Source organism: Mycobacterium sp. TY815, from assembly GCF_030755135.1.
Lineage (GTDB): Bacteria > Actinomycetota > Actinomycetes > Mycobacteriales > Mycobacteriaceae > Mycobacterium.
In genome coordinates this window covers 1096648-1114343 of record NZ_JAUFRX010000001.1, presented here as the reverse complement: position 1 = coordinate 1114343, position 17696 = coordinate 1096648, and the positions used below count along the sequence as shown (strand labels likewise).

The following is a 17696-nucleotide window of genomic DNA, read 5'->3' as shown; positions in this document are numbered from 1 at the left end:
GACCCGCAGCTCGGCTGGGTCGGCGAACCCCGATGTGAACAGTGGGCGACTTAGCGCGCCGAGTCACTGATTCGCAGCTAACATGCCCAGTGAAGTCACGACGGCTCCATGGGGGATGGACGCGCGAATCCGGGCGGCGGTTTCTGCCGCCTGGCGAGGTTTGCGCAGGTGCCTTACGGTTGTCGATGTGATTTGGCGCTTACCGCTCAGCGGGCGTTTTATATCCGGGCGTTATGACCGAAAGGTGATCAAGCGTGGCTGAACATAGCCGCGGACAGCGGGGGTCGGGCTACGGCCTCGGGTTGTCGACGCGCACCCAGGTAACGGGCTATCAGTTCCTGGCCCGCCGTACCGCGATGGCATTGACCCGCTGGCGGGTGCGCATGGAGATCGAGCCGGGCCGCCGCCAGACCCTGGCGGTCGTGGCGTCGGTGTCGGCGGCACTGGTGATCTGCCTGGGCGCACTGCTGTACTCCTTCCTCAGCCCCGCCGGACAGATCAACGAGTCACCGATCATCGCTGACCGCGATTCGGGTGCGCTGTACGTCAAGGTGGGCGACCGGCTCTACCCGGCGCTCAACCTCGCGTCAGCGCGCCTGATCACCGGCCGGCCTGACAACCCGCACCTGGTCAAGGGAAGCCAGATCGCAAACATGCCGCACGGCCCGCTGGTCGGCATCCCGGGAGCCCCCACCGAGTTCGCGCCGAAGAGTCCCAGCGTGTCGTCCTGGCTGGTGTGCGACACGGTGGGCGGCACGTCGGGTCCCTCCGGCATGCCGTCGCCGGCCGGTGTCACGGTGACCGTCATCGACGGCACCCCGGACATGAGTGGCCACCGCCGGGTCCTCAACGGATCTGACGCGGTGGTGCTGAGTTATGGCGGGAACACCTGGGTGATCCGCGAGGGCCGCCGGTCGAAGATCGACGCCACCGACCGCTCGGTGTTGCTCCCGCTGGGCCTGACGCCGGAGCAGGTCAGCCAGGCGCGTCCGATGAGCCACGCGTTGTACGACGCGCTGCCGGTCGGACCCGAGCTGCTGGTTCCGGAGGTGCCGAAAGCGGGCGCCCCGGCGACCTTCCAGGGCGCCCCCGGCCCCGTCGGCACGATCCTGGTCACCCCGCAGATCAGTGGCCCCCAGCAGTATTCGCTGGTGCTCGAGGACGGCGTCCAGACGTTGCCGCCGCTGGTCGCCCAGATCCTGCAGAACGCGGGACGCCCCGGCAACACCAAGCCGGTGACCGTCGAACCGTCCGCGCTGGCCAAGATGCCGGTCGTCAACCGGCTGGACCTGTCGGCATATCCGAATGACCCGCTCAACGTGCTGGACATCCGGGAGAACCCGTCCACCTGCTGGTGGTGGGAACGGACCAACGGTGAGAACCGGGCCCGCGTTCAAGTGGTCTCCGGACCGACCATCCCGATCAAGTCCAGCGAGATGAAGAACGTGGTCAGCCTGGTGAAGTCCGACCTGAGCGGCCGTGAGGCCGACCAGGTGTACTTCGGTCCCAACTACGCGAATTTCGTGGCCGTGACCGGCAACAACCCGGGGGCTCAGACCACCGAGTCGCTGTGGTGGCTGACCAACGCCGGTGCGCGGTTCGGGGTGGATGACACGAAGGAAGCCCGCGACGCGCTCGGTCTGACGCTGCAGCCCAGCATGGCGCCGTGGGTGGCCTTGCGGTTGCTGCCACAAGGACCGACCTTGTCGCGTGCCGACGCCCTGGTGGAGCACGACACCCTTCCGATGGACATGACCCCTGCAGAGTTGGTGGTACCGAAGTGAAACGTGGATTTGCACGGCCTACGCCGGAGCGGCCGCCGGTAATCAAGCCGGAGAACATCGTTCTGCCGACGCCACTGAGCATTCCGCCGCCCGAAGGCAAGCCCTGGTGGCTGATCGTGGTCGGCGTCGTAGTGATCGGACTGCTGGGCGGCATGGTCGCCATGACATTCGCCAGCGGTTCGCACGTATTCGGCGGTGTCGGCTCGATCTTCCCGATCTTCATGGTCGGCGGCATGATGCTGATGATGTTCCGCGGCGTCGGCGGCGGTCAGCAGCAGATGAGCCGCCCGAAGCTGGACGCCATGCGCGCCCAGTTCATGCTGATGCTGGACATGTTGCGGGAGACCGCGCAGGAGTCGGCCGACAGCATGGACGCCAACTACCGGTGGTTCCACCCGGCGCCGAACACCCTGGCGGCCGCGGTGGGTTCCCAGCGGATGTGGGAGCGCAAGCCCGACGGCAAAGACCTCAACTTCGGGGTCGTCCGCGTCGGGGTCGGAATGACACGCCCCGAGGTGACCTGGGGTGAACCGCAGAACATGCCCACCGACATCGAGCTGGAGCCGGTAACCGGCAAGGCGCTGCAGGAGTTCGGCCGCTACCAGAGCGTCGTCTACAACCTGCCCAAGATGATCTCCGTGCTGGTGGAGCCCTGGTATGCGCTGGTCGGCGACCGCCCGCAGGTACTCGGACTGATGCGGGCGATCATCTGTCAGCTCGCCTTCTCGCACGGCCCGGACCACATCCGGATGATCGTCGTCAGCTCCGACCTCGACGAGTGGGACTGGGTGAAGTGGTTGCCGCACTTCGGTGATGGACGGCGTACCGACGCCGCGGGCAGCGCCCGCATGGTGTACAGCTCCGTACGCGAATTCGCCGCCGAGCAGGCCGAACTGTTCGCCGGCCGCGGGTCGTTCACGCCCCGGCACGCGAGTTCGTCGGCGCAGACGCCCACCCCGCACCACGTGATCATCGCCGACGTCGACGACCCGCAGTGGGAGTACGTGATCAGTGCCGAGGGCGTCGACGGTGTCACGTTCTTCGACCTGACCGGCTCCGAGATGTGGACGAACGTTCCCGAACGCAAGCTTTCGTTCGACAAGATCGGCGTGATCGAGGCGCTGCCCCGCGACCGCGACACCTGGATGGTGATCGACGACAAAGCGTGGTTCTTCGCCCTGACCGACCAGATGACCACCGCCGAGGCCGAGGAGTTCTCTCAGAAGCTGGCGCAGTGGCGGCTGGCCGAGGCATATGAAGAGATCGGCCAGCGGGTCGCCCATATCGGCGCGCGGGACATCTTGTCCTACTACGGAATCAGCGATCCGGCCGCGATCGACTTCGAAGATCTGTGGGGCAGCCGCACCGACACGATGGGACGCTCGCGCCTGCGCGTGCCGTTCGGCAACCGCTCCGACAACGGCGAGCTGCTGTTCCTGGACATGAAGTCGCTGGACGAAGGCGGGGACGGCCCGCACGGCGTCATGTCGGGTACCACCGGTTCCGGTAAGTCGACGCTGGTGCGGACCGTGATCGAGTCGCTCATGCTCGGCCACCCGCCCGAGGAGCTGCAGTTCGTGCTCGCCGACCTCAAGGGTGGATCGGCCGTCAAGCCGTTCGCCGGCGTGCCGCACGTCTCGCGCATCATCACCGACCTGGAAGAGGACCAGGCGCTGATGGAGCGCTTCCTGGACGCACTCTGGGGCGAGATCGCGCGCCGCAAGGCGATCTGCGACAGCGCCGGTGTCGACGACGCCAAGGAGTACAACTCGGTGCGTGCCCGGATGCGGGCCCGCGGCCAGGACATGGCGCCGCTGCCGATGCTCGTGGTGGTCATCGACGAGTTCTACGAGTGGTTCCGGATCATGCCGACCGCGGTCGACGTGCTCGACTCGATCGGCCGCCAGGGCCGTGCCTACTGGATCCACCTGATGATGGCGTCGCAGACCATCGAGAGCCGCGCCGAAAAGCTCATGGAGAACATGGGTTACCGCCTGGTGCTCAAGGCGCGAACGGCCGGCGCCGCGCAGGCCGCCGGTGTGCCCAATGCGGTCAACCTGCCGGCCCAGGCCGGTCTGGGCTACTTCCGCAAGAGCCTCGAGGACATCATCCGATTCCAGGCCGAGTTCCTCTGGCGGGACTACCTGCGCATTTCCTCCGTCGACGGTGAGGAAGCGCCGGTGTTGGTGAACACCATCGACTACGTGCGACCGCAACTGTTCACCAACTCCTTCACGCCGATGGAAGTGAGCGTGGGAGGCCCCAGCGTCGACGTGATCGCGAACTACGCGAACGGCGAAGTCGTCGACGCCGGCGGAGAGGTGGAGGAGGAAGAGGAAGCGATCCGGACGCCGAAGGTCGGCACCGTGATCATCGACCAGCTGCGCAAGATCAATTTCGAGCCGTACCGGTTGTGGCAGCCGCCGCTCACCGAGCCGGTCGCGATCGACGAGCTGGTCAACCGCTTCCTCGGCCACCCCTGGAATAAGGACTACGGAACGGCCCGCAACCTGGTGTTCCCGATCGGGATCATCGACCGTCCGTTCAAGCACGACCAGCCGCCGTGGACGGTGGACACGTCCGGCCCGGGTGCCAACGTGCTGATCCTCGGCGCCGGCGGGTCCGGAAAGACCACCGCGCTGCAGACGCTGATCTGCTCCGCGGCGCTGACCCACACGCCCGAGCAGGTGCAGTTCTACTGCCTGGCTTACAGCAGCACCGCGCTCACCACCGTGGCGCAGCTGCCGCACGTGGGCGAGGTCGCGGGACCGACGGACCCCTACGGTGTGCGCCGTACAGTCGCCGAACTGCTGGCGCTGGTGCGCGAGCGCAAGCGCAGCTTCCTCGAATACGGCATCGCCTCGATGGAGATGTTCCGCCGCCGCAAGTTCGGCGGGGAAGCCGGCCCGGTGCCCAACGACGGGTTCGGCGACGTCTTCCTGGTGATCGACAACTACCGGGCACTGGCCGAGGAAAACGAGGTCTTGATCGACCAGGTCAACCTGATCATCAACCAGGGTCCCTCGTTCGGTGTGCACGTGATCGTCACCGCCGACCGCGAATCGGAGCTGCGCCCGCCGGTGCGGAGTGGATTCGGTTCCCGCGTCGAATTGCGCTTGGCCGCAGTGGAAGACGCCAAGCTGGTGCGTTCGCGGTTCGCCAAGGACGTCCCGGTCAAGCCGGGACGCGGCATGGTCGCCGTCAACTACGTCCGGTTGGACAGCGACCCGCAGGCCGGTCTGCACACCCTGGTCGCCCGCCCGGCGCTGGGCAGCACGCCGAACAACGTCTTCGAGTGCGACAGCGTTGTCGCGGCCGTCAGCCGGCTCACCACCGCGGCGGCGCCGCCGGTGCGGCGTCTGCCGGCCCGGTTCGGTGTGGAGCAGGTCCGCGAGCTGGCGGCACGCGACACCCGCCAGGGTGTCGGCGCCGGCGGAATCGCTTGGGCGATCTCCGAATTGGACCTGCAGCCGGTCTACCTCAACTTCGCCGAGAACTCGCACCTGATGGTCACCGGCCGTCGCGAATGTGGCCGAACCACAACGCTGGCCACGATCATGTCCGAGATCGGGCGGCTGTATGCTCCGGGTTCCAGCAGCGCACCGACGCCGCCGCCCGGACGGCCGTCGGCGCAGGTATGGCTGATCGACCCGCGACGCCAGCTGCTCACCACGCTGGGCTCGGATTACGTCGAGAAGTTCGCCTACAACCTCGACGGCGTGGTCGCGATGATGGGCGAGCTGGCGGCGGCCCTGGCCGGACGCGAGCCCCCGCCTGGCCTGTCGGCCCAGGAGCTGTTGTCGCGATCGTGGTGGAGCGGACCGGAGATCTTCCTGATTGTCGACGACATCCAGCAGCTGCCGCCTGGCTTCGATTCGCCGCTGCACAAGGTGGTTCCGTTCGTGAACCGGGCCGCCGATGTCGGGCTGCATGTGATCGTCACCCGCTCCTTCGGTGGTTGGTCGTCGGCGGGCAGCGACCCGATGCTGCGCGCCCTGCACCAGGCCAACGCACCCCTGCTGGTCATGGACGCCGACCCGGACGAGGGCTTCATCCGCGGCAAGATGAAGGGTGGTCCGCTGCCCCGTGGTCGAGGCCTGCTGATGGCCGAGGACACCGGCGTGTTCGTTCAGGTTGCCGCCACCGAGGTGCACAAGTAGTCCGCATCACGCCATAGCAGTTAGAAACGCCGCCGCGTCGGTGGCGAGCCCGGTACGCCGGGTTCGCCTCGACGCGGCGGCTTTGTTTGTTGTCCGGCTTTGTTTGTTGTCCGGCTTCAGCAACATCTCGGTGAACAATGCCCCCGGAAACAGTGTCACCTGTTTATCCGCCGCCCAATCCGCAGAGCTATTCACCGAGGTCAGACGAGTGCGTCGCGGCAGTTGTTGAACGGCGGCTGAACAACGGTTTGCCAGGAATGAATAGTCGGTGTCATCGGTATCTCGGACCGATTTCGGGTTCTAATGTGTTTTCTATGTGCCGGTCCGAAAACGAGCCGAATAACTCCTAACGATGCTAGTATCCTCGACCTTTTCGCAGGTTGGAGGAACGTTTCGTTTGGCGGCTACCGATTTCCACCAGGCCGGCGCTGAATTACCGACCCGCCGCACTTCGCCGGGTCACCGCATGGGGGAGAAAGCGCAGCAACGCAGCTGCCAGGACTGGTCATGGTCCAGACAAAGCCAATGCCGACACCGGGATCGCCAGTGCGGTCCCGGCTGGCTGAGGAGGGGTGGTGTTGGACTTCGGAGCGTTACCGCCCGAAATCAACTCGGGACGGATGTACACCGGCCCGGGCGCGGGCCCGATGCTGGCCGCCGCGGCGGGCTGGGACGGGCTCGCCGCCGAAATGAGCACGGCCGCAGTGGGATACGGCTCGGTCATCACAGAACTGTCCAGTTCGCCGTGGGTCGGGCCGGCGTCGCAGTCGATGGTGGCCGCCGCCGCGCCCTATGTGGCATGGCTGGCCGCCACGGCTGACCAGGCTGAGCAGGCCGCAATGCAGGCCCGGGCGGCGGCCGCGGCCTACGACGCTGCCTTTTCCATGACAGTGCCGCCGCCGGTGATCGCAGCCAACCGGGCATTACTGGCCACGCTGATAGCCACCAACTTCTTCGGCCAGAACACGCCGGCCATCGCCGCGACCGAGGCGCACTACGCGGAGATGTGGGCACAGGACGCCGTCGCGATGTACGGCTACGCCGCTTCCTCGGCGACCGCGTCGCAACTCAATCCCTTTGCCGCACCGCCGGTCACGACCAACGTCGCCGGTCAGGCTGCCCAGGCCGCCGCGGTCGGCGAGGCGGCCGCGACTCCTGCCGGCAACGCCGCGGCGTCCGTCGCACCGGCACTGGCGGTGGCTCCCATGCTCAGTGCGCTCGGGACTTCGGTGTCCACCGCCGCGCCGGTCACCGGCATCGAGGAGATTCTGACCGGACTCGGATTCTCGTTCACGCCGGGTTCGGTGGCTCTTCCGTCGTGGTTCCTGGGGCCGAACGGGCTGATCGCGACCGCCTTCGGAAACTCCACGAATATCTGGAACTCGGTCACCAATTACCCGTATTTCGCACTGGGATCGGTCAACTCGCTGGTCGCCTGGGGCGGCGGACTGCTGCCCGGCGCACCGGCCCCCAATCCGGCGCTGGGTGGTGCCCTGCCGCCTCCGGGCGCCATCGGCGCCTGGGGGACACCGGTGTCCGCCGGGTGGGCCCAGGCCGGCACGGTCGGCAAGCTGTCGGTGCCGCCGACCTGGGTCGCGAACACGGTCTCCCAGGTGACGCTGCTGCCGCCGGGGTCCGCAAGTTTCGACGGCCTTGGCGCCGCGGCTTCCAAAGCCACCACCAACGGAATGTTGAGCGGAATACCGGGCAGCGGATTGGGCCGTCGAGCAGCCGGCGGCTACACCAACAAGTACGGGTTCAAATACAACGTGCTGACCCGATCGCCGTCGGCCGGATGACCCCGAGGAGTCGCGCACGTAGTTCACCTGTACTGAAACGTGTTGATTTGCAGCGTTATTCGAGGAGGAAATGACATGTCGTACGTAACCACACAACCGGAAGCACTGTCGTCGGCCGCGGCGAGCCTGCAAGGTATCGGCTCGTCCGTGAACGCCCAGAACGCGGCTGCTGCCGCCGCGACGACGGGAGTGGTTCCGGCCGCGGCTGACGAGGTATCGGCGCTGACGGCAGCGCAATTCGCCGCGCACGCGCAGATGTACCAGGCGGTCAGCGCCCAAGCCGCGGCCATCCACGAGATGTTCGTCAACACCCTGGGCACCAGCGCCGAGTCGTATGCCGCCACCGAGGCCGCCAACGCGGCCGCGAGCAGATAGGGATCACGCAATGGATTTCGGGGCATTGCCGCCGGAAGTCAATTCGGCACTGATGTATTCCGGGCCCGGTTCAGGGCCGATGGTGGCCGCAGCATCCGCCTGGAACGGACTGGCCGCGGAATTGAATGCCTCCGCGCTCGCCTACGACAAGGTCATCACCGGGCTGGCCAGCGAGGAGTGGATGGGACCGGCGTCCGCCTCGATGGCGGACGCGATCTCGCCCTACGTCGCGTGGATGAACACCACCGCGACGCAGGCCGAACAAGCCGCCGGCCAGGCCACCGCCGCGGCGGCCGCCTATGAGAACGCCTTCGCGGCCACGGTGCCGCCGCAACTCGTTGCGCTCAACCGCGCCGAGTTGGCACAGGCCATGGCGACCAACGTCTTCGGCCAGAACAACAGCGTCATCGCGGCGCTCGAAGCGCAGTATGGCGAGATGTGGGCCCAGGACAGCGCCGCCATGTATCAGTACGCGGGCTCGTCTGCCTCCGCTGCCAAGGTGACCCCGTTCGCCGCGCCTCCGCAGACCACCAGCCCGGCGGCGTCGGCTATCCAGGGTGCCGCGGTCTCTCAGGCCGCCGCGACGTCGGCGGGCTCGGCGCAACAGACGTTGGCGGATCTGCTCGGTGGAATCCAGAGCCAGCTGAGCAATCTGGCATCGCCCGGAAACATGGCCCTGCTGGGGCTGACGCCGACCAGCGAATCACTGAGCGGCATCGTCTTCAATCCGAACTCCGTGCTGGGGTCGGCACTCACGGGCATCGGAGGCAACGCCACGATCAATCCGCAGTGGCTGATCACCGCGTTCCGTAACTTCGCCGGTCCGATCTACAACATCGAAGGTCTGCCGTACTTCTCGACCGGTATGGCCAACACCTTGCTGTCGCTGAGCAAAGGCCTTGCGCCGGCGGCTTCGTCGGCCGCCGCAGGCGCTGCCCACGGCCTCGGGGGGCTGGGCGGCCTGCTGGGTGGGGGCGGCGGACCGGTGGCGGCGAGCCTGGGGCAGGCTGCCTCCGTCGGCAAGCTGTCGGTGCCGCCCGCGATTGCGACGCTGGGGCCGGCCGTGAGTCACGCGGCGCCGATTCCGATCAACACGGTCAGCGCCGCCCCGGAAACCACGGGAAACCTGTTGGGCGGCATGCCGTTAGGCGGGCTCGGGGCCGGCGCTGCCGCCGCCGGGGGGCAGAAGTACGGATTCCGGCCCACGGTCATGGCGCGGCCGCCGTTCGCCGGCTAAGTCGGCAGCGCTGCCCGGGAATCCCAGTGCAGCGGCAGCGAGGTAAGCGCAAACGACTTGGAGGGGAACGTGATTGCGGGCCGGTACTGGTCCGCGATCCCGAACTCCGGGATCTGCCGCAACCACTCGGCGACGACGACGGTCAGTTCCATTCTGGCCAGATGTGATCCCAGGCAGCGGTGCGGTCCGCCGCCGAAACCCCAGTGGCGGTGCACCTTTCCGTCCAGCAACAGCTCGTCGGTGGATGCCGCATCGCTGCCGTCGCGGTTGATGACAGCCAGACACAACCGCACCTGCGAGCCTGGGGGCAGCGTCATGCCGCCAATGGTGACGAATTCGGTGGTCACCCGGGGGGCCACGGGTGCCGACGGCTCCAGCCGCACCACTTCTTCAATGAACACCCTGATCTCTCGCAGGTCGTCGCGCAACTGCGCCCGCAGCTTCGGACGGCGGGCCAGTTCCAGCAGGGCGAATCCGATGGCGGCCGTCACCGTGTCGAGGCCGGCCAGAATGAGCAGGTGACTAATCCCCAGCAGTTCCAGATCAGAGAGGTCACCCGGCCCGGTCATGATCTGCGACAACATATCTGAGCCTGGCCGCCGGCGGCGCTGTTGAATTGCCGCGGTCAGATACTCGAACAACTCGATCTGCCCCTCCTGCGCCTCAGCCACGGTGAGGAAAGGCTTGTCGCCGACGATCGAGTCCTTCCAGGCGATCAGCCGATCGCGGTCGGCCAAGGGCAGCCCGTAGAGGTCCAGGAACACCTGGAAGGGATACAACCGGGCGAAATCGGCCATCGCCTCGCACTGCCCGCGGTCGGCAAGGCCGGCGATCATCGAGGCCGCGTGGCGCTGCAACACCGCTCGCGACTCGCCGAGTGCGTGCGGACTGAAGTAGGGCTGCAGGATTCTGCGATACCGGGTGTGCTCGGGCGGATCGAACGAAAGCGGAAGCACCGGAAGCGGATTTGTGGGCGGCTGCAGCAGCCGGGAGGAGAAGACCCGCGGATTGCGCAGCGCGTCGAGCACGTCCTCGCGTCGCGTGAGGTAGTAGGAACCGTTCATGAACACCACCGGACCCGCATCCCGCAACGCCCGCCACCCGACCCCCCGGTCGTCGGCCAGCGGCAGTGCGGAGTATTCGAGCCTCGGCAGGTGGAAAGACCCTGGCCCGTTTGCACCCGGAGCGCTCATGAAGCGAAGTCTCCCATGACCGCGCGACGTTTGAATCGTGTTGTGGGCAGCTAGGCTTGCCCAGGTGAAGGTTCGTCTGGACCGGTCGAGATGCGTCGGGCACGCCCAGTGTTTCGCGGTGGACCCGGATCTGTTCCCGATCGACGAGTCTGGCTATTCGGTCCTCGAAGAGCGCGAAGTGACGGCCGAGGACGAAGAACTGATTCGCGACGGGGTGGCCTCCTGCCCCGAAATGGCGATCATCCTGGAAGCGGACTGAGATCTGAACTGTCGATTAACAGACATCGACAGCCAATGAATAGTTGGTATTGCCCGATCCAAAGCCCGAACTCCGCCTCTACATTTCCAATCAGCCCGGATTCTTGAGGCTGCTCCGCGCGATAGCGACGCCATTCGTCAGGAGGAGTGTTGTTCGACTTCGGGGCACTGCCGCCTGAGATCAATTCCGGCCGCATGTACAGCGGCCCGGGGTCGGGTCCGATGCTGGCCGCGGCCGCCGCCTGGGATGGGCTGTCAAACGAACTAGCCTCGGCTGCAGCAAGTTACGCGTCGATCATCGCAGAGTTGACCAGCGCGCCGTGGATCGGTCCGGCATCGCGGTCGATGCTTGCCGCGGTGACTCCGTACGTGGGTTGGCTCAGTGCCGCCGCCGGTCAGGCGGAGAGCGCGGGGACCCAAGCCCTGGCGGCGGTGGCGGCTTACGAGACTGCCTTCGCCCTGACAGTGCCGCCACCGGTGATCGCGGCCAATCGGGTGTTGCTGATGACGCTGATCGCAACCAACTTCTTCGGGCAGAACACCCCGGCCATCGCGGCGGCCGAGGCGGAGTACCTGGAGATGTGGGCACAGGACGCCGCCGCCATGTACGGCTATGCGGCGTCGTCGGCGTCGGCCACCGAGCTGACCCGGTTCTCCGAATCGCCGGCCACCACCACTCCGGCGGCGGCCGCGCTGGCCGACATCTCCGCACAGAGCACCGGACCCACCATCCCCCAGATGCTCTCCTCGGCCGCACTTCCGCAGCTGGGACAGCAATTCGCGGTCTCGGCACCGGCCGCGGCAACGTCGGACGTGGTGATCGTGACTGACACCCCGGTCACCACGTTGCCCATGCTCGGGTGGCTGCCCACGCCGGAAAACAACTGGGCAGGGCTCTACCCGGGCATGTACACGGCGATCAGGCAGACTCTGCAGGCCTACTTCGGTGTCGGCATAGGCAACTTCGGCTGGTCGATCGCGCAACAGTTGCAGCAGGGCCTCGGCACCACCGCGGGTTCAGGTGGTGCCTGGTACCCGACACCGCAGTTCGCCGCGCTGGGTGCCGGCGGCTGGAATTACCACGGGGGAGCGGGGCTTTCGGCCAGTATCGCCTCGTCCACCAAGATCGGCGCGCTGTCGGTCCCCGCGAGCTGGGTCGGGGCATCAGGCGCGCCCGAACATGCGGTCATGACTACCACCAGCACCCACTTCACGTCGTCACCCGCCGAAGCCGGACCTGGCAACGGCATCAACGCCGCACTGCGCGGATTCCCGTCCGGGACGCGCGACGGCCAGCGCGCCGGCAACCTGGGCGTCCGCTATGGGCTGCGTTACACCGTGCTCACCCGGCCACCGTCCGCCGGATGAATCGTGTTGATAGACAGAGTTATCAAGGAGTCGAACGATGGCAACTGATTTTGGTGCGCTACCGCCCGAGGTCACCTCGGCGATCATGTATTCCGGTCCGGGAGCTACCTCGTTCGTGTCCGCGGCGTCGGCGTGGAACGCACTGGCCGCCGAACTCACGGCGACAGCACGCGGGTATGGAGCCGTGCTCGGTGGACTGGTCAGCGAGGAGTGGCTGGGTCCGGCCTCGACAACGATGGCGCAAGCCGCTGAGCCCTACGTGGACTGGCTGACGGTCACCGCCGGGCAGGCCGAACGCGCTGCAATCCAATCACAGTCGGCCGCAGCCGCCTTCGAGACGGCGTTCGCCTCGATCGTGCCTCCTCCGCTGGTGGCGACCAATCGGGCGGAGTTGGCTCAAGCGCTGCAGACCAACATCTTCGGTCTGAACAACGGCCTGATCGCACAGCTGGAGGCCCAGTATGCGGAGATGTGGGCGCAGAACACACTGACCATGTACGCCTATGCGTCGTCCTCGGCCCTGGCGTCGAAGCTGGAACCCTTCACTTCCGCTCCGTCGATCACCACGGGCACCGCCGACCAGGCCGCCGCGGTCGCCGCGGCGCAAGCTGCCCCGGCGGCGTCCATCCAGGAGTCGTTGCAGAGCTTCTTCAACCAGGTCACGGGCCAGCTGGGCCTGCTGGCCACTCCGGCCGGAGCGCAGCAGTTGCTGACGCAGACAACGACCCAATTCCCGGTTCTCACCGAAATCTGGTTCCTGTTGACCGGGCAGACCACGCTGCCTAACAACCTGGGCACCTTCATGCAGGGCTACTCGAACTACGCGAGCTTCTTCTACAACACCGAAGGCCTGCCGTACTTCAGTGTCGGTATGGGCAACTTCGGCGTTCAGATGGCCAAGTCGGCGGGCCTGCTGGGCGGCGCGGCTCCGGCCGCCGCGTCCGCCGTCCCGGTGCCACCGGTCACCGCCGCACTCGGTCCCGGCGGACAAGTGGCAGCCGGCCTGGGCAACGGTGCCCATATCGGGCACCTGGCCGTCCCAGCGTCGTGGCCCGGCGCATCGGCGGCGCCGGCTGTTCGCCCGGCAGTGCAGATGATCAGTGAACCGATAACCGCCGGCGAGTCCGCCGCAAGCGGAAACGTGTTGAGTGGCATGCCTGTTGGAGCCGCAGGGAATTCCCGGGGGGCGGGAGCCGCGCCGCGTTACGGGTTCAAGCCCACGGTCATGCCCAAGCAGCTGCCGGTGGGTTGATCCCGCGCCCGGACTCAAGAGATGGCGCTCACCGCGGTCGACAACCGCGCCTTGAACGCATCCGGGATCGCCACGTAGCCGTTGTCCAACAGACCGTCCTGTCCCGCTCCGATGGTGCTCTGCAGGAAGGCTCTGACCGCGGTGCCGACTTCGGAGTCAGGGTACTTCGAGCAGACGATCTCATAGGTCGCCAGCACGATCGGATACGAGCCCGGCCGGCTCGGCCGATAAAACGAGATCGTGTCAAGGACGAGGTCGTTGTTCTTGTTGATGATGCCGGCCGTTGCGATCGTCCTGGCCACCGAATCGGAGTTGATCTCGACCGGCTCCGGGCCGGCGGAGGTGATGATCCTGGCCATGTCGAGCTTCTGCTCCCGGGCGAACGACCATTCGTTGTAGCTGATCGCGCCTTCGGCTCGCTTGACCACCACGGCGGTGCCCTCATTACCGATCGCGCCTTCGCCGACTCCGCCACGGAACTGTTTGCCGGCGCCCTTGCCCCACGCCCCACTGCCCGCCGTGTCCAGGTAGCGCTGGAAGTTGTCCGACGTTCCGGAGTCGTCGCTGCGGAACACCACATGAATGGGTTCAGCGGGAAGCTGGGCAGTGGGGTTGAGCGCCGTGATAGCCGGGTCGTTCCAGCTGGAGATCGTGCCGTTGAAGATCTTGGCCGCTGTCGGTCCGTCGAGGATCAGCGAAGTGACTCCGTTGATGTGGTAGGTGATGGCGATCGGTCCGAACACCACCGGAAGGTTCCACGCCGGTGCGCCACAGCGACGCTGCGCGTCGGCGTATTCACCCGGGCTCATCGGCGAGTCCGAGCCACCGAAGTCGGTTTTCTTATCCAGGAATTCGCGTATCCCCGCGCCCGACCCGTTTGCGGTGTAGTCGGTCGTCTGGCCGGGACATGCTCGCTCGAAGGCTTTGACGAACCGGATCATCGCGTTCTCCTGCGCCGTCGAGCCACTGGCCTTCAACGTCTTCTGGCCGCCGCAACTGCCATTCGAGGACGACGGCGTGGGCCCGCCTGCTTCATTTTTGCCAGCACAACCGGCGAGCACCGGTATTGCGACCACAAAGGCGATCCATAAGAGACGAAACAGGCTGGATGACAATTCAGTTCCTCACGTCAGGAAAAGAAGACGCGCAATTCAGCGTCGAGCAACACGAAACCTTACTGTAATTCCGTCGGGCGCAAATTAACGGACGGTAGCGTCGCCGCAACCTAAATGTGAACGGCGAACTACCGTGTGCATTCGACGCGATTGCCTGGTCCGCCGTGCGTGTCGGTGCGCCGGTGCGCTCTCGTACGTTGCCAGCGGGTAAATAAAGAATGTACAAATAGCCACCCAACTGGAAGAGCACTTCGGCACTGGCGAAAATTGAGGTTCAGTAATGCCAACTCTGGTCATGTCATTGTGGGAGCAGCCGAATGTATTTGCGCCGTACCGGGTCTGTACTGCTCTTCTTTTCCCTGTGTCCACTGGCGGTCGCCACCGTGCACGCCGACACGACCGACGACAAGTTCATCGCCTCCCTGAAGTCCGAGGGCATCAGCGACCACATATCCACCGCGCACGCGATCGAGGCCGGCCATTTCGTCTGCGTGAAACTGGACAACGGCATGTCGCCCAGCGATGTGGCAAATGACGTGCTGAACAGCAGCAGCATGCCCGCCTATCACTCCGGATTCTTCGTCGGCGCCGCCATCGACGCGTACTGCCCGCGCCACAAGGCCGAGCTGCCGTCGTCCTAGTGTCGCCCGCGATTAGGGTAAACATACAGCTCAGCGGCATGGCGGGAGAAACCTGAGAGGTTGCGGTGGACTCTCGCGAGTGCGCTCCGAAGCAGGTCAGGCGCTGTTACTGTGTCGTTACGACAGGTCAAGTCGTATTGCCGTCTAGTGAACAATCGTCGACCAGGCGGCGTCGAGGGCGACCTGGCACCACACCGTCATCTACTCTCGTCCAGGGAGCGGTTGCTGGATGAATTTAGGGAGGAAACAGCATGTCGTTCGTGACCACACAGCCGGAGGCTCTGGCGGCTGCGGCGGGAAACCTGCAGGGTATCGGCACCACGATGAGCGCTCAGAACGCTGCTGCCGCGGCGCCGACCACGGGGGTGGTTCCTGCTGCGGCCGACGAGGTGTCGGCGCTGACTGCGGCTCAGTTCGCCGCGCACGCTCAGATGTACCAGGCCGTCAGCGCGCAGGCTGCCGCCATTCACGAGATGTTCGTCAACACCTTGTCGACCAGCTCGGGCTCGTATGCGGCTACCGAGGCCGCCAACGCGGCGGCCGCAGGCTGACCGGTTCTGATTGAGATTTGGGGACGGTCAGCTGCGGACGTGAGTTCCACTGCGACGTCTCAACAGGCGGTGATTTCGGGGTTTGACGGCCGGTCGGGGCCATCGCTCACGGATCACCTGCATTCGCCGTCAATCCGGACACCGATGTCCGGGTTCGACACCTTTCCGACCGTGGAGCACCCGGTGGCCGCCGGCTGACCGAAAGGGGAGATTCGCAGTACTACCGGTCGGCGGATACGTCCGCGTGTAGCCGATCGGCCATCGTGCCTTAACAACCCGATCAGCAGTAATGAGTTTAAGGAGAAATCAGGTGACTACACGTTTCATGACTGACCCGCACGCAATGCGGGACATGGCGGGCCGTTTCGAGACGCACGCCCAGACCGTTGAGGACGAGGCCCGCCGCATGTGGGCGTCCTCGCAGAACATCTCGGGTGCGGGCTGGAGCGGTCTGGCCTCGGCCACCTCGCTGGACACCATGGGCCAGATGAACACGGCGTTCCGCAACATCGTCAACATGCTGCACGGTGTTCGCGACGGGTTGATTCGCGACGCGAACAACTACGAGCAGCAAGAGCAGGCCTCGCAGCAGATCCTCAGCAGCTAAGACTTCAGCAGCCAAGAAAGGGACTTTGGAAAATGACGATCAATTACCAGTTCGGCGACGTCGACGCCCACGGTGCGCTGATTCGCGCCCAGGCCGCCAACTTGGAGGCCGAGCACCAGGCCATCGTTCGCGATGTGCTGGCTGCCGGTGACTTCTGGGGCGGCGCCGGTTCGGTGGCTTGCCAGGAGTTCATCGCCCAGTTGGGCCGCAACTTCCAGGTGATCTACGAGCAGGCCAACGCTCACGGCCAGAAGGTCCAGAGCGCCGGCAGCAACATGGCGCAGACCGACAGCGCCGTCGGCTCCAGCTGGGCCTAAAACCCATCTCCAGGCGCGGCAGCACACCAATTCCTCGGTGTGCTGCCGTGTCCTGCGGTTTACTGGAAGTTCGAATAAGTCAAGACCATTGAGGTAGGGATGGATCAACAGAGCACCCGCACCGACATCACTGTCAACGTCGACGGCTTTTGGATGCTTCAGGCGCTGCTGGATATCCGGCACGTCGCCCCGGAGCTCAGGTGTCGGCCGTACGTATCCACCGACAACAATGACTGGCTCAACGAGCATCCGGGCATGGCGGTGATGCGTGAGCAGGGCATCGTGGTCGGCGACACGGTCAACGAGCAGGTCGCCGCCCGGATGAAGGTGCTCGCCGCGCCCGACCTCGAGGTCGTCGCGCTGCTGTCGCGCGGCAAGCTGCTCTACGGCGTGGTCGACGACGAGAACCAGCCCCCGGGTTCGCGCGATATTCCCGACAACGAGTTCCGGGTGGTTCTGGCCCGCCGCGCCAACCACTGGGTCTCCGCGGTGCGCGTGGGCAGCGACATCACCGTCGACGACGTCGTCGTCTCGGACAGCGCCTCGATCGCCGCACTGGTGATGGATGGTCTCGAGTCGATTCACCACGCCGACCCTGCGGCGATCAACGCCGTCAACGTGCCCCTGGAAGAGATGCTCGAAGCCACCAAGTCGTGGCAGGAGTCCGGTTTCAACGTCTTTTCCGGCGGCGATCTGCGACGCATGGGCATCAGCGCCTCCACTGTCGCCGCGCTGGGTCAGGCACTGTCCGACCCCGCGGCCGAGGTTGCGGTGTATGCGCGCCAGTATCGAGACGACGCCAAGGGCCCCAGCGCCTCCGTCCTGTCCCTCAAGGATGGCTCGGGTGGCCGGATCGCGCTCTACCAACAGGCCCGCACGGCGGGTTCCGGCGAGGCCTGGCTGGCTATCTGCCCCGCCACCCCGCAACTGGTTCAGGTCGGCGTGAAGACCGTCTTGGACACTTTGCCGTACGGCGAATGGAAATCACACAGCAGGGTTTAACAGCGCCGTTACCAGACGCGCAGTGCGACAACATTTT

Annotated in this window: 15 protein-coding genes; 13 read left to right on the top strand and 2 right to left on the bottom strand. The window is 65.9% G+C overall.

Going from position 1 to position 17696, the window contains the following annotated elements:
* The first annotated feature begins 254 nt into the window (after positions 1–254).
* The 5 genes from eccB to QXK92_RS04745 all read left to right on the top strand — a co-directional run bounded on the left by eccB (position 255) and on the right by QXK92_RS04745 (position 9355).
* Positions 255–1784 (top strand): type VII secretion protein EccB, encoded by a 1530-nt coding sequence (eccB, locus tag QXK92_RS04765; protein ID WP_306240523.1) that lies wholly within the window; start codon positions 255–257, stop codon positions 1782–1784.
* Positions 1781–5944, top strand: a complete 4164-nt coding sequence (gene eccCa, locus QXK92_RS04760) for a type VII secretion protein EccCa (RefSeq protein WP_306240521.1) — start codon at positions 1781–1783, stop codon at positions 5942–5944. The genes eccB and eccCa overlap by 4 nt, the downstream gene beginning before the upstream one ends.
* Positions 5945–6522: 578 nt before the next feature.
* Complete coding sequence (locus tag QXK92_RS04755) at positions 6523–7743, top strand: PPE family protein (protein ID WP_371934536.1); 1221 nt, start codon at positions 6523–6525, stop codon at positions 7741–7743.
* 75 nt (positions 7744–7818) lie between these two features.
* Positions 7819–8118: a PE family protein gene (locus tag QXK92_RS04750; protein ID WP_306240518.1), complete on the top strand. Its 300-nt coding sequence runs from the start codon at positions 7819–7821 to the stop codon at positions 8116–8118.
* A 10-nt stretch (positions 8119–8128) separates the two neighbouring features.
* Positions 8129–9355: a PPE family protein gene (locus QXK92_RS04745; RefSeq protein WP_306240517.1), complete on the top strand. Its 1227-nt coding sequence runs from the start codon at positions 8129–8131 to the stop codon at positions 9353–9355.
* Here QXK92_RS04745 and QXK92_RS04740 read toward each other — a convergent pair.
* The gene (locus QXK92_RS04740) at positions 9352–10548 is read right to left on the bottom strand and encodes a cytochrome P450 (protein WP_306240516.1); all 1197 of its coding nucleotides are present in this window, start codon (positions 10546–10548) and stop codon (positions 9352–9354) included. The genes QXK92_RS04745 and QXK92_RS04740 overlap by 4 nt on opposite strands.
* 64 nt (positions 10549–10612) lie before the next feature.
* Here QXK92_RS04740 and QXK92_RS04735 point away from each other — a divergent pair, with 64 nt between their 5' ends.
* The 3 genes from QXK92_RS04735 (at position 10613) to QXK92_RS04725 (ending at position 13426) form a co-directional block, all read left to right on the top strand.
* Positions 10613–10807, top strand: a complete 195-nt coding sequence (locus QXK92_RS04735; protein WP_306240514.1) for a ferredoxin — start codon at positions 10613–10615, stop codon at positions 10805–10807.
* A 149-nt stretch (positions 10808–10956) separates the two neighbouring features.
* Positions 10957–12174, top strand: coding sequence for a PPE family protein (locus tag QXK92_RS04730; RefSeq protein ID WP_306240513.1), 1218 nt, complete (start codon positions 10957–10959; stop codon positions 12172–12174).
* 37 nt (positions 12175–12211) lie between these two features.
* Positions 12212–13426 carry a PPE family protein gene (locus QXK92_RS04725; RefSeq protein ID WP_306240512.1) on the top strand — a complete coding sequence of 405 codons (1215 nt, stop codon included), beginning with the start codon at positions 12212–12214 and terminating at the stop codon, positions 13424–13426.
* A gap of 14 nt (positions 13427–13440) precedes the next feature.
* Here QXK92_RS04725 and pstS read toward each other — a convergent pair whose 3' ends face one another.
* Positions 13441–14502 (bottom strand): phosphate ABC transporter substrate-binding protein PstS, encoded by a 1062-nt coding sequence (pstS, locus tag QXK92_RS04720; RefSeq protein ID WP_371934493.1) that lies wholly within the window; start codon positions 14500–14502, stop codon positions 13441–13443.
* A gap of 356 nt (positions 14503–14858) precedes the next feature.
* Here pstS and QXK92_RS04715 point away from each other — a divergent pair, with 356 nt between their 5' ends.
* From QXK92_RS04715 to QXK92_RS04695, 5 genes are all read left to right on the top strand, one after another.
* On the top strand, positions 14859–15182 hold the full coding sequence (locus tag QXK92_RS04715) for a DUF732 domain-containing protein (RefSeq protein WP_306240511.1): 324 nt from the start codon (positions 14859–14861) through the stop codon (positions 15180–15182).
* 251 nt (positions 15183–15433) lie between these two features.
* Positions 15434–15733, top strand: coding sequence for a type VII secretion system ESX-5 target PE19 (locus tag QXK92_RS04710; protein ID WP_055579137.1), 300 nt, complete (start codon positions 15434–15436; stop codon positions 15731–15733).
* 310 nt (positions 15734–16043) lie between these two features.
* Positions 16044–16340, top strand: coding sequence for a WXG100 family type VII secretion target (locus QXK92_RS04705; protein ID WP_055581207.1), 297 nt, complete (start codon positions 16044–16046; stop codon positions 16338–16340).
* Between the two features lie 32 nt (positions 16341–16372).
* A complete protein-coding gene (locus tag QXK92_RS04700) occupies positions 16373–16657 on the top strand; it encodes a WXG100 family type VII secretion target (RefSeq protein WP_055579135.1) in 285 nt (94 codons plus the stop codon).
* A 99-nt stretch (positions 16658–16756) separates the two neighbouring features.
* Complete coding sequence (locus tag QXK92_RS04695) at positions 16757–17659, top strand: ESX secretion-associated protein EspG (protein ID WP_306240510.1); 903 nt, start codon at positions 16757–16759, stop codon at positions 17657–17659.
* The last annotated feature ends 37 nt before the right edge of the window (positions 17660–17696 follow it).